At 63.2% G+C, this 12,219-nt stretch carries 12 protein-coding genes; 6 read left to right on the top strand and 6 right to left on the bottom strand.

The genetic code is table 11. From position 1 onward, the window contains the following. Positions 1 to 103 precede the first annotated feature (103 nt). On the top strand, positions 104 to 991 hold the full coding sequence (locus MUO32_RS07525; RefSeq protein ID WP_257947603.1) for a proline/glycine betaine ABC transporter permease: 888 nt from the start codon (positions 104 to 106) through the stop codon (positions 989 to 991). 66 nt (positions 992 to 1,057) lie between these two features. On the opposite strand, the gene MUO32_RS07520 is transcribed toward MUO32_RS07525, so the two are convergent. Continuing rightward, complete coding sequence (locus MUO32_RS07520; RefSeq protein ID WP_257948219.1) at positions 1,058 to 1,960, bottom strand: DMT family transporter; 903 nt, start codon at positions 1,958 to 1,960, stop codon at positions 1,058 to 1,060. Between the two features lie 144 nt (positions 1,961 to 2,104). Here MUO32_RS07520 and MUO32_RS07515 point away from each other — a divergent pair, with 144 nt between their 5' ends. After that, on the top strand, positions 2,105 to 2,575 hold the full coding sequence (locus MUO32_RS07515; RefSeq protein WP_257947602.1) for an Lrp/AsnC family transcriptional regulator: 471 nt from the start codon (positions 2,105 to 2,107) through the stop codon (positions 2,573 to 2,575). Between the two features lie 111 nt (positions 2,576 to 2,686). Here the strand turns inward: MUO32_RS07515 and MUO32_RS07510 are convergent, their stop codons facing one another. Together MUO32_RS07510 and MUO32_RS07505 are read right to left on the bottom strand one after the other, a co-directional pair. Further along, on the bottom strand, positions 2,687 to 3,103 hold the full coding sequence (locus tag MUO32_RS07510) for a DoxX family protein (protein WP_257947601.1): 417 nt from the start codon (positions 3,101 to 3,103) through the stop codon (positions 2,687 to 2,689). 191 nt (positions 3,104 to 3,294) lie between these two features. Continuing rightward, a complete protein-coding gene (locus tag MUO32_RS07505; protein ID WP_257947600.1) occupies positions 3,295 to 4,308 on the bottom strand; it encodes a zinc-binding alcohol dehydrogenase family protein in 1,014 nt (337 codons plus the stop codon). Positions 4,309 to 4,410: 102 nt separating this feature from the next. On the opposite strand from MUO32_RS07505, the gene MUO32_RS07500 reads away from it, so the two are divergent. Beyond that, positions 4,411 to 4,818: a helix-turn-helix domain-containing protein gene (locus MUO32_RS07500; RefSeq protein ID WP_257947599.1), complete on the top strand. Its 408-nt coding sequence runs from the start codon at positions 4,411 to 4,413 to the stop codon at positions 4,816 to 4,818. A gap of 22 nt (positions 4,819 to 4,840) precedes the next feature. Here the strand turns inward: MUO32_RS07500 and MUO32_RS07495 are convergent, their stop codons facing one another. Beyond that, positions 4,841 to 6,079: an MFS transporter gene (locus MUO32_RS07495; protein ID WP_257947598.1), complete on the bottom strand. Its 1,239-nt coding sequence runs from the start codon at positions 6,077 to 6,079 to the stop codon at positions 4,841 to 4,843. 355 nt (positions 6,080 to 6,434) lie between these two features. Here MUO32_RS07495 and MUO32_RS07490 point away from each other — a divergent pair, with 355 nt between their 5' ends. Beyond that, on the top strand, positions 6,435 to 7,373 hold the full coding sequence (locus MUO32_RS07490) for a diacylglycerol kinase family protein (protein WP_257947597.1): 939 nt from the start codon (positions 6,435 to 6,437) through the stop codon (positions 7,371 to 7,373). Beyond that, positions 7,373 to 7,732, top strand: a complete 360-nt coding sequence (locus tag MUO32_RS07485; RefSeq protein WP_257947596.1) for an NIPSNAP family protein — start codon at positions 7,373 to 7,375, stop codon at positions 7,730 to 7,732. Before MUO32_RS07490 ends, MUO32_RS07485 begins: the two co-directional genes overlap by 1 nt. 47 nt (positions 7,733 to 7,779) lie before the next feature. On the opposite strand, the gene MUO32_RS07480 is transcribed toward MUO32_RS07485, so the two are convergent. Continuing rightward, complete coding sequence (locus MUO32_RS07480) at positions 7,780 to 9,138, bottom strand: glutamine synthetase family protein (RefSeq protein ID WP_257947595.1); 1,359 nt, start codon at positions 9,136 to 9,138, stop codon at positions 7,780 to 7,782. Between the two features lie 148 nt (positions 9,139 to 9,286). On the opposite strand from MUO32_RS07480, the gene MUO32_RS07475 reads away from it, so the two are divergent. Continuing rightward, positions 9,287 to 10,660 carry an aspartate aminotransferase family protein gene (locus MUO32_RS07475; RefSeq protein WP_257947594.1) on the top strand — a complete coding sequence of 458 codons (1,374 nt, stop codon included), beginning with the start codon at positions 9,287 to 9,289 and terminating at the stop codon, positions 10,658 to 10,660. Positions 10,661 to 10,706: 46 nt separating this feature from the next. On the opposite strand, the gene MUO32_RS07470 is transcribed toward MUO32_RS07475, so the two are convergent. Then, positions 10,707 to 12,209: an AMP nucleosidase gene (locus MUO32_RS07470; RefSeq protein ID WP_257947593.1), complete on the bottom strand. Its 1,503-nt coding sequence runs from the start codon at positions 12,207 to 12,209 to the stop codon at positions 10,707 to 10,709. Positions 12,210 to 12,219: the final 10 nt, after the last annotated feature.

Genomic DNA, 12,219 nt, shown 5'->3' with positions numbered 1-12,219 from the left:
CGCATGCCTTTGGCGCAAATCGCAGCGCCCATTCCCTCGGCATGCTTCAGGGTTGGCTCGGACAAGCCGGCGCAAGACCGGACGGAGCCGGAAGGGGATCGACATGGACTGGTTTACGAAATTTCCCACAATGAATGCAGACAGCCTGCGCGACCTCAAGAAGGGGATCGACGAGGCGTTCCGCGGTTTCACCCGCGCCTATGGTGACGGCATCGAAACGCTCTTCGTGCCGCTTCAGCACTTTCTGATCTGGTCCGAGCGCTTCATGACGAAGACGCCCTGGCCGATCATCATCCTCCTGATCGCCGTTATCGCCTGGTTCGCCAGCCGCAACTGGAAGATCGTCGCCGGTACGGTGGTGACGCTGCTCCTCATCGGCTACTTCGATATGTGGGACGACACGATGAAGACGGTCTCGATGATCTTCGTCTGCACCGTGCTGTCGATTGCCGTCGGCATTCCGATCGGCATCCTCATGTCGCGCTCGGATCGCGTGCAGAACGTCATCAATCCGATCCTCGACGTCATGCAGACCATGCCGAGCTTCGTCTACCTGATCCCGGTCGTCATGCTGCTCGGCATCGGCAAGGTGCCCGGCCTGATCGCGGTGGTCATTTACGCTATCCCGCCGATGATCCGCCTCACCAATCTCGGCATTCGCCTCGTCGACAAGGACGTGCTCGAGGCCGCCGATGCCTTCGGCTCGTCGAGCTGGCAGAAGCTGAAGAACGTGCAGATGCCGCTGGCGCTTCCCACCATCATGGCCGGCATAAACCAGACGATCATGATGGCGCTCGCCATGGTGGTCATTGCCTCCATGATCGGCGTGCAGGGTCTCGGCCAGCCGGTGCTGAAGGCGATCTCCAACCAGTACTTCACGCTCGGCATCTTCAACGGCCTCGCCATCGTCGGCATCGCGATCATCTTCGACCGCGTCAGTCAGGCTTTCGGCAAGCGTCTCCAGAAGCACCGCGAGATCGTGCACGGTTGATGTGAGGCGTAGACATCAAAAGGGCGCCCCGGTGAGAGCCGCGGGCGCCCTTTTCTCGTTTTGGCCTCAGCGCCTGAAAGAAAAGACGCCCGTCGAGAGCGCCACGCCGCCGCCGACCACCAGTGCCGCCGTCATTTCCGCGGCCCCAAAACGTTCGCCGAGGAAGATTGCTCCGCCAAGCGTGGCCAGCACCGGCGTGAGGGCGGTGAAGGCTGCGGCCTGGCTGCCGCCGAGCGCGCGGATGGCGGTGCCGTAGGCGAAGGTGGCGACCAGGCCGGACAGGATGCCCTGGCTGGTGATTTGCAGCGCAAGGTCGGGCAGGGTGGCAGCAGCAAGGTGCGTGCCGAAGATCGCAGCAAGCGCCAGATGGATCAGGAACGACCAGACCGCGATGATGGCAGCCCCCTCCAGCGCGGAAAGGCCGGAGCGGCGGAAGGCATGGGTGAACCCGGCCCACAGCACCGCGCCGATCGGCAGAAGGATGAACCCGGTCGCCGTCATGCCGCTTTTCAGCATGCTCGATGCGAGCAGGATCACGACGCCGGCCACGATGGCGGCAAGGCCGGCGAGGCGCATGCGGTCCGGCCGTTCGCCGAAGAGCGCCATGCCGATGAGCGCGGTTGCGAGCGGCAGGGAGCCGCCGAGCAGGATACCGCCGGGTGCGGCGGGCGTCACATGCAGTGCCGCTGCGGTGATCTGGAAGAAGAGGGCGCCGGCACCCGCCACCATCACGACGATCAGCGTCAGCGGGACGGTCTTCGGCAGGAGCCCGGTTCTCAGCCAGATCGGCGCCAGCAATATCGCCGGTACGCCGTAGCGGATGAGGCCGATATCGATCGTGCCGAGCGGCGTTGCGGCGGTATGGCGCGTCGCCAGCACCCAGAGCGCCCAGATCAGGACCGTCACCACCCCGCCCGCATAACCGGCAACAAGCGGGTTGGTTTTGTTTTCCGGGGAAAGCGAGATCATGGCCATCGTGGTGCCCTTTGTGTGCTGGCTCATTCGTTGATGAAAATCTAGCTCTGAAGGGCGAGGCATGTCCTTGCGAGTCATGCCTTCCGAAAGATAGGATGCGCAAGATCCTGCCAATTTTCCTCTTGAAGATGTTCGAATATGCCAAATCTCGATAAATTCGATATCGCCATTCTGAAGGTGCTGCAGGAGGATGCGCGGGCGACGAATGTGGAAATTGCCGAGCGGGTGAATCTCTCGCCGTCGCCGTGTCTCCGGCGTATCCGCAATCTGGAAAAATCCGGCGTGCTGCGCGGCTACCGCGCGGACATCGATCGCAAGGAGGTGGGGCTTGGCCTCACCGTCTTCGTCGAAATCAAGGTGGGGCATCATACCCGGGAAAATGCCATGGCGCAGCAGGAGGCGCTGCTGGCGGTGCCGGAGGTCGTCTCGTGTTTCCTGATCTCGGGCAATGCGGATTTTCTGGCGGAAGTGGTGGTGGAGGATCTTTCCGCCTATGAGCGGCTCCTGACCGAGACGCTGCTCACCATGCCTGGCGTCACCGACATCCGCTCCAATTTCGCGATCCGCAGCATCAAGACCGGTGGGCCGCTGAAGCTGCCGTCGCTCTGACAAACGCAAACCGCCCCGGCGAGAGCGCCGGGGCGGGGGACGGCCGGGAGAGGCAGGGCCGTCCTCGAGGATGCCGCCACTGGAGAGAGCCGGCGGCATCCGGTCCTGCCGTCAACGGGCAGGGACGGCAGAAGCGGTTGCAGACTTCCAGGCGACCACCATCAGGCCGCCGATGACGGTGATGTGCTCGGCGACGAAGTGGAATTCGATGGTGCGCATCGGTTCCTGCATGGCCCAGAAATTATGGGCGATCGGGATGGTCAGCGCCGTGAAGACGGCGAGCATGCCGGCACCGAGCCAGGTCAGGCGATTGGAAATGATGAGCGCCGAGCCGATGAGCTGGGTCAGTGCGGTGGCGACGTTGAAGAAGGCCGCGGGCTCCAGGCCGAAATGGGTCATCTCCAGCAGGCCGCCGTCGAAATCGGCGAGCTTGGCGATGCCGGACAGCCAGAACATGGATGTGAAGACCGTGCGGGCGATGAAGCCGAAAGCGCGGCTTTCGGTAATGGTGTCAATCAAGGCGGACATGCATAAGCTCCAATAGATTTCATAGGCTTGCGGAGGCGACCCTTGTCCTCTTCCCCGCTTGCAACCCGCCGTTCGTTTCTTCGTGCGGCGTGCTGCGATGGCCTATGTCTAGCAGAGTTCCCGGGCGTCCCTGTCACCTTGGTAACACCCCTCCACCGCGCCTGAAGAGCGCGGCGGAGGCGATTGTCGGCTTAGAAGCCTTCGAGCACGAGCTTGCCGCGGGTGCGTCCGCTCTCCACCATCGCATGGGCTTTCCGGAGGTTCTCCGCATTGATGGTGCCGACCGTTTCGGCGAGCGTCGTGCGGATGGTTCCGGCGTCCACGAGGCGCGAGACCTCGTTCAGGAGCTTGTGCTGCTCGATCATGTCGGCTGTCTGGAAGAGCGAACGGGCGAACATCAGTTCCCAATGGGTCGAGACGGCTTTCCGTTTGAAGGGCATGACGTCGAGGGTTTTGGGATCGTCGATCAGCCCGAAGCGCCCCTGCGGCGCGATGGCTTCGACGATCGCAGCGAGGTGATCCTCCGTGTTGGTCGTGGAAAACACGAAAGCCGGTTCGCCGATGCCGAGCGCCGCGATCTGGGCGGCGAGCGGCTTGCTGTGATCCACCACATGATGTGCGCCGAGGCTTTTCACCCATTCCGCGGTTTCCGGCCGCGAGGCGGTGGCAATCACCGTGAGGTCCGTCAGGTGGCGGGCAAGCTGCACGGCGATGGAGCCGACGCCGCCGGCACCGCCGATGATGAGGATGGCATTGGCGGCACCCGGCACGCCGTCGCGCACCTTCAGCCGGTCGAACAGCATTTCCCAGGCAGTGATCGCCGTCAGCGGCAGCGCAGCCGCTGCGGCAAAATCGAGCGAAGCGGGTTTGCTGCCGACGATGCGCTCGTCGACGAGATGAAACTCGGAATTCGTGCCCGGCCGGTCGATGGCGCCGGCATAGAAGACGGCGTCGCCGACCTTGAACAGCGTTGCCTCGGGCCCGACCGCCTTGACGATGCCGGCGGCATCAAAGCCGAGCACGCGCCAGCCGCCATCGGCGGGTGCCGCATTGCGGCGCAGTTTCGTGTCGACGGGATTGACGGAAACGGCCTTGATCTCGACCAGCAGATCGCGACCTCCCGGTTCGGGCACCGGCAGCTCGATATCGACGAGAGCGGTTTGGGCGGTGATGGCCTGCGGGGTCTGGTAGGCGATGGCGCGCATGGGGATCTCCTTTCGCGTTGAATGGAGACTAGATGAAGAGTAACGTCAATTGATGCAAGAATGCACATTTTGTGCACATAGTGTCGAAAAGGATACCGTGAAATGTCCCGCCCGCGCGCCAAGCTCACAAAGAATTTTCCCGGCTGCCCGGTCGAATCGACGCTTTCCTTCCTCGATGGCAAGTGGAAGGGCGTGATCCTGTATCATCTGATGATGGAGGGAACGTTGCGCTTCAACGAGCTGCGCCGCAGGCTGCCGAGCGTTACGCAGCGTATGCTGACCAAGCAGCTGCGGGAGCTGGAGAATGCGGGCATCCTCTCGCGCACGGTGTTTCCCGTCGTGCCACCACGCGTCGATTATGCGCTGACGCCGGCCGGACAAAGCCTCGAGCAGATCATCCGGGCGCTCGCCGCCTGGGGCGCCAAGAATGTTATCTGCGAGGACGGCGAGAACGTCATTCGCCTTGCCGCACAAACGGAAACGGCGTCCCCCGGAAGGGACGCCGCCTGATCGTCAAGCCTTTGAAGGCCGTCTATTCGGCCGGGCAGACCGGCGTTTCCTCGTTGTCGATCTTGTCGAGCGTCATCGAGACTAGGTAGATGCCGAAGCCGACGATGGTGGCTGCTGCACCCACGAAGCCCATCGAGCCATAACCGTAGCCCGCGCTGATCGCCATGCCGCCGAAGAGCGCGCCCAACGCATTGGCGACGTTGAAGGCGGAGTGGTTGAGGGCTGCTGCCAGCGTCTGCGCATCGCCGGCAACGTCCATCAGGCGCGTCTGCAGGGCGGGGCCGACGACGAAGCTGCAGCCGATGAGAAAGCAGCAGATGCCGAGCAGGATTGGGTTCTCCGCCGTCAGCGACAGGCTGATCAGGACGAAGAAATACAGCACCAGCGACCAGCCGATGGTGCGCATCAGCGAGATGTCGGCAAGCTTGGCACCAAAGATGTTGCCGACGATCATGCCGCAGCCGAAGATTGCCATGATGACGGGCACCATGCTGACATTGAGGCCCGCGACTTCGGTGACGATCGGCGAGATATAGCTGAACACCGCGAACATGCCGCAGAAGCCGGTGGCCGCGACGCCGAGCGTCAGCCAGACCTGCTTGCGCTTCAGCGCGCCCAGTTCCGTCAGCGCGTTGATGCCCTTCGGCACCTTGTCGCGCGGCAGGAAGGTCGCGATCAATGCGACCGTCAGCAGCCCCGTGATGCCGACGGCGATGAACATGAACTGCCAGTCGAAGAGCTGGCCGAAGAACGTGGCCAGCGGCGTGCCGATCAGCGTCGCGACGGTAAGCCCCAGCATCACCTTGCCGACGGCCTGCGTGCGCTTGTTGACGGGCACCATCGAGGCGGCGACGAGGGCGGCGACGCCGAAATAGGCGCCGTGCGGCAGGCCGGACAGGAAGCGGAAGAGGATGAAGCTCTCGAAGGTCGGGGCGACGGCGCTGGCCAGATTGCCGGCGGCGAACAGGCCCATCAGAACCAGCAGAAGGTCGCGCCGGCGGAAGCGTGCGCCGATGACGGCGATGACGGGCGCACCGACCACGACGCCGAATGCATAGGCGCTGATGACATAGCCGGCCTCGGCGGTCGTCACGCCGAAAGTCGTGCCCACATCGGGAAGCAGACCCATGATGGCGAATTCGCCGGTGCCGATGCCAAAACTGCCGACGGCGAGCGCGAGGATGATGAGGGTGACGGTGAGTGCCGGAAGCGGCGGCTGCCCGGAGGAGAGGGCAGCATTGGGCAGAGGGTGTTCAGTCACGGGGCGGCTCCGCAGATATCATGTGGCGCACGCAGCTGTCCGCGACGGTCCCTCACAAGGGCGGCCACTCCTCCTGGCTGCTGATGTGTTTGGTCCGGCCGGATCGGCCACGATAAGGAAGGTAAGTTCAGGCCGGCGGGCGCACTCCCGACGCACGCGACCGGCTTGCACTATATCAAACTAAGGGAAACTTCCTATCCTGATTTTTCACCCTCCTGCATTTGGCCAACGCCGGGTCTTTTCACGATTTATTGCGTTGTATTTCGGCCATGCCTGTTAATCGCCGCTTTCTCGACTATCTAATGGATCGACTTCACCCCTTCAGGCGTTCTCGGCCGACAAGCGGAGTACACGAATGAGAGTACAGGCAATTTTCAACAGGGGCGGGGGGACGTTCCGCACCACCGACATGGAGGCCTATGCGCGCCATGCGGAGAAGGTTTTTGCTGAGGCAGGACACCATCTCGACTGCGATATCGTCGAAGGGGCCGATATCGAAATGGCGCTGCGGCGCTGTTCGGACCGCACGGATCTCGATGCGATGCTGGCTGGCGGCGGCGATGGCACGGTCTCGGCCGCGGCCGGCTTCGCCTGGCAAAACAAGATGCCGCTCGGCATCATCCCGGCCGGAACGATGAACCTTTTTGCGCGTTCGCTGAAAATCCCGCTCGATATCTGGCAGGCGATCGACGCGTTGGCCGACGGAGATATCGCGGCCGCCGATATCGGCACGGCGGACGACCGCGCCTTTGTGCACCAGTTTTCCGCCGGCCTGCATGCCCGCATGGTGCGGATGCGTAACGCGATGACCTATCGCTCGCGAGTCGGCAAGATCGCCGCCAACACCCGCGCTGCCGTCGGCGTCATCTTCAATCCGCCGGAATTCGAGGTGGAGTTCGATTTGGATGGCGTTGAGGAGCACCGGAGGGTGTCGGCTGTCAACGTCTCGAACAACCGGTTCGGGGAAAACGGCCTGCTCTATGCGGAGGACCTGACCGGCGGCCATCTCGGATTCTACACGACGAATCCGCTGAAGCCGGCCGGCGTGGCAAAACTCGCCTTCGATATCCTGCGCGGCAAGTTCAAGGAAAATACCGATGTCACGGAGATGACCGGTACGGCCGTCGATCTGCATTTCCCGAAAGTCGACAGGGCGATCAACTGCGTCATCGACGGCGAATTGCTGCCGATGGACCGCGACGTTTCGATCCGCCTGCATCCGGGCGAGTTGAAGGTCATCGTGCCCAAGGCCGAAGCCAAGAGTGTGCCGGCAACTGAAACGGCAGCCGCCTGATGGCGAAAGCGCCGGTGACGTGCGAGGTTCGCTATCGTCTCGATCCTGGCAGGATTGCGGATTTTCAAGATTACGCGCGGATATGGACCACGCTCATCGAACGCTACGGCGGAGCGCATCACGGCTATTTCCTCCCGCGTGCAAAACCCGACGGTGCCGGCATGAGTTTTCCGGGCGCCGGGGACGAGGGCGCCGGCGACATCGCCGTGGCGCTCTTCACCTTTCCCGATGAGGCGGCCTATCTCCTCTATCGCAGCAAGGTGGCCGAGGATGCGGACGGCATCGCGGCAAATGCCCGGTTTGCTGAAAATCCGCCCTTCAAGAGCTATGAGCGGACCTTCCTCCAACCGCTTCCATGAAGCGATAGGGGCACCCGCGCGAGGATCGCGCGGGCGCGTACTCGGCGTTAGATACGCGGCAAATAGGTCTGGTAGTCGAAATCCGAGACCGTACGCAGATAGGTGATCGCTTCCTTGCGCTTCGTATCGCCGTAAAGCTTCTGATATTCCGCGCCAAAAGCGTCCTTGATGAAGGGCGAGGCGGAGAATTCCTCCACGGCGGTCAGGAAGTCGTGCGTCAGCCGCTTGGCATCCGGCGCGTCCTTGCCCGGTTCCGTCGCCGGACCCGGATCGAGCTCGTTGTCGAGACCGAGCAGGATACCGCCGAGAATGGCCGTCAGCAGCAGGTAGGGGTTGACGTCCGCACCCGCGACACGGTGCTCGACGCGCGCTGCCGGACCGTCCTTGTCCGGGATACGGATGGCGGTGCCGCGATGACCAAAACCCCAGGTGAGGTCGACCGGCGCGAAGGAACCCGGCTGAAAGCGGCGATAGGAGTTGGCGAAGGGCGCGAAGACGAGTTGCGCATCGCGCATCGTCTGCAACATGCCGGCGCAGACCGACTTCAACTTTGCCGGATCGCCGCCCTTGGCGTCGAGAATGTTCTTGCCGTCCTTGTCGATGACGCTGCAATGGACATGCAGGCCCGAACCCGCATGCTCGGCATAGGGCTTTGCCATGCAGGTGGATTTCAGTCCGAAGCGGGGCGCGGCCAGCTCGGCGATGCGCTTGAGATAGATGCAATCGTCGGCAGCAGCGAGCGCGTCCGGCCGGTGCAGCAGGTTGATCTCGAACTGGCCGGGGCCGAATTCGGCCGTCGTCGCGTCGGCCGGCAGGTCCATGGCCTTCGCCCAGGCGCGCACCGTCTGCAGGTAGTCGTCGAGCGCATCGGTGGCGCGCATGTCGTAAAGCTGGAAACCGTTCGGCTCACCGCGATACATCAGCGCTGCAGGCGGGCGCGGCTTGCCCGTCTCGCGCCAATCGTCTTCCACCACGTAGAATTCGAGTTCCGTTGCGACGACAGGCGTCAAACCCCTGTCTTCGAAACGCTTCAGCATGCGTGCGAGAATGGCGCGCGGATCCATGAAGGACGCGGTGCCGTCGAATTCGTGCATGGTGGCGAGCACCTGCCGGGAGCCTTCCGGCGCCCAGGGCAGGACCGTCAGCGAGCGGCGGTCGGGGATGCACACGCCATCGGGATCGCCGACGGAAATCGACAGGCCCGTAATGTCGTCGTTGTCGTCGCCCCAGATGTCGAGCGACTGGGTGGACGAGGGCAGGCGCACCGAGCCGTCCCAGATTTTCTTCTCGCCTTCGAGCGGAACCTGCTTGCCGCGCAGGTCGCCGTTCATGCCGACGAGGAGGATTTCGATACGGGCCGGGGCATTGGCGGGCGGAGAACCGGCTACCTTCTTGTTGTTTGTCATGGTGCCTGCTTTGGTTTGGCGGGAAGCACAGCCAAGAAATTTTGCTTTCACTCGATCTCTTGCCAAATGCCTGTTGTATGGGCATTTTCCTAACCCATTCTGTCCCGGCGTTCAATAAGGCGGGACCTACCCCCAAGGATGTAGTCAAATGTCGAAGACCAGCGCAGCAGCCGTTTCAAACCTCGGTGCCCTCGATGCCGCCCATCATCTTCATCCCTTCTCGGATATGAAGAAGCTGAACGCGGCCGGCACCCGGATCATCGAGCGCGGCGAGGGCTGCCACATCTTCGACAATCACGGAAAGCGCTATCTCGACGGCTTCGCCGGTCTCTGGTGCGTCAATATCGGCTATGGCCGCAAGGAAATCACCGACGCCGTCGTGCGCCAGATGAACGAGCTGCCCTACTACAACACGTTCTTCGGCACGACGACGCCGCCGGCGGTGCTGCTCGCCCAGAAAATCACCTCGCATGCCGGCCCCAACATCAACCGCGTGTTCTTCACCGGCTCCGGCTCGGAGGCGAACGACACCTGGTTCCGCATGGCTCGCGTCTATTGGGGCGCCATGGGCAAGCCGACCAAGAAGGCGGTCATCGCCCGCAAGAACGGTTATCACGGCTCTACGGTCGCCGGTGCCTCGCTCGGCGGCATGAAGTGGATGCACGAGCAGGGCGATCTGCCGATCGCCGGCATCCACCACATCGACCAGCCCTTCTGGTATGCCGAGGGCGGCGACCTGACGTCGGACGAATTCGGCCTGAAGATGGCCCGCCAGCTGGAAGAGAAGATCGACGAACTGGGCGAGGACAATGTCGCCGCCTTCATCGCCGAGCCGATCCAGGGTGCGGGCGGCGTCATCGTGCCGCCGGCCACCTACTGGCCGGAAATCGCCCGCATCTGCAAGGCGCGCAACATCCTGCTCGTCTGCGATGAAGTCATCTGCGGCTTCGGCCGCACGGGCCACTGGTTCGGCCACCAGCATTTCGGCGTCGAGCCGGATCTGGCGCCGATCGCCAAGGGCCTGTCGTCGGGGTATCTGCCGATCGGCGGCGTCATGGTTTCCGACCGCGTCGGTAACGTGCTTGTGGAGGACGTCGGCGACTTCAACCACGGCTTCACCTATTCCGGCCACCCGGTCTGCGCCGCCGCGGCACTGGAAAACCTGCGTATCATCGAGGATGAAAAGCTCGTCGAGCGCGTGCACGACGACATCGGCCCCTATCTCGCCGCCGGGCTGAAGTCGCTGGAAGACCTGCCGATCGTCGGCGAAGTCCAGCAGGTCGGCCTGATGGCGGCCGTTCAGCTCGCCGAGGACAAGGCGACGCGCAAGCGCTTCGAAGACAAGGAGAAGGTCGGCGTCACCGTGCGCAACCATTGCCTGGAAAACGGCCTGGTGCTGCGCGCCACCGGCGACCGCATGCTCTTTTCCCCGCCGCTCGTCATCAGCCATGCCGAAGTCGACGAGATGATCGATATCACCCGCAAGGGGCTGGAACATGCCTGGAAGGTTATGACGGCCTGATCGGAAGCAAAAGGGGCGGGTTACCGCCCCTTTTTCTGGTCCCGATCTACTGGAACGCCGTTTCGAAGAAGCTCCGGAGCTTGCGCGAATGCAGCTTCTCCGGCGGCATGCCCGCCAGTTTTTCGAGTGCCCGGATGCCGATGCGCAGATGCTGGTTCACCTGCGTGCGATAGAAGGCCGTCGCCATGCCGGGCAGCTTCAGCTCACCATGCAGCGGCTTGTCGGAAACGCAGAGCAGGGTGCCGTAGGGCACGCGGAAGCGGAAACCGTTGGCCGCGATCGTCGCGGATTCCATGTCGAGGGCGATGGCGCGGGACTGGGAGAGGCGTTTTACGGGGCCGCGCTGGTCGCGCAGTTCCCAGTTTCTGTTGTCGATGGTGGCGACGGTGCCGGTCCGCATGATGCGCTTGAGGTCGTAGCCCTCCAGGCCCGTCACTTCTTCCACGGCACTTTCCAGCGCCACCTGCACTTCGGCAAGTGCGGGGATCGGCACCCAGACGGGCAGGTCGTCGTCAAGAACATGGTCTTCGCGCACATAGGCGTGGGCCAGCACGTAGTCGCCGAGCGTCTGGCTGTTGCGCAGGCCGGCGCAATGGCCGAGCATCAGCCAGGCATGCGGGCGCAGCACGGCGATATGGTCGGTGATCGTCTTGGCATTGGAGGGGCCGACACCGATATTGACCAGCGTGATGCCGCCATGGCCTTTCTTCTTGATGTGATAGGCCGGCATCTGCGGCAGGCGGCCGGGCGTGATGTTGGGTTCAGGCTTGTCGGCGCCCGCCACAGTGATGAGGTTGCCGGGTTCTACGAAGGCCGTATAGCCGTTACCGCCTTCCGCCATCTGTTGGCGCGCCCATTCGCAGAACTCGTCCACATAGAACTGGTAGTTCGTAAAGAGCACGAAATTCTGGAAATGCTCGGCGCGGGTCGCCGTGTAGTGGCTGAGACGGGCCAGCGAATAGTCGATGCGTTGTGCCGTGAACGGACCGAGCGGCGAAGGCTCGCCGGGGCCGGGCTCGTAGGCGCCGTTGGCGATCTCGTCGTCGGTGGTCGTCAGATCCGGCGCGTCGAAGAGGTCACGCAATGGCAGTTCGATGCCTTCGGCGATCTCCGCCTCCACATAGGCGCCTTCCCCGAAGGCGAAATGCAGCGGGATCGGGGTTGTCGATTCCGAGACGATGACGGGCGTGCCGTGGTTGCGTATCAGAAGGCCAAGCTGCTCCTTCAGGTAGTGGCGGAACAGTTTCGGGCGGGTGACGGTCGTCGTGTAGATACCGGGGGCCGCGACATAGCCGTAGGAGAGGCGGGAATCGACATGGCCGAAGCTTGTCGTCTCGATCGAGACCTGCGGGTAGCAGGCACGGAAGCGCGTTCCCGGTGTTCCGGTCTTGCCGAGCGCCACGAAGGCATCGGTCAGGAATGTCGTATTGCGATCGTAAAGCGCCTGAAGAGCGTCGACCGCGGCCACCGGGTCCTCGAAGGAGCGGGCCTCGTAAGGCTCTGGCGTAGCGAAGGAAAGGGGCTTTTGGGAAAAGATTCGTTTGCTCATGAGCCACTAT

The sequence above is a fragment of the Shinella sp. CPCC 101442 genome (assembly GCF_024704725.1).
GTDB lineage: Bacteria > Pseudomonadota > Alphaproteobacteria > Rhizobiales > Rhizobiaceae > Shinella.
This window is presented reverse-complemented; position numbering and strand designations above follow the sequence as displayed.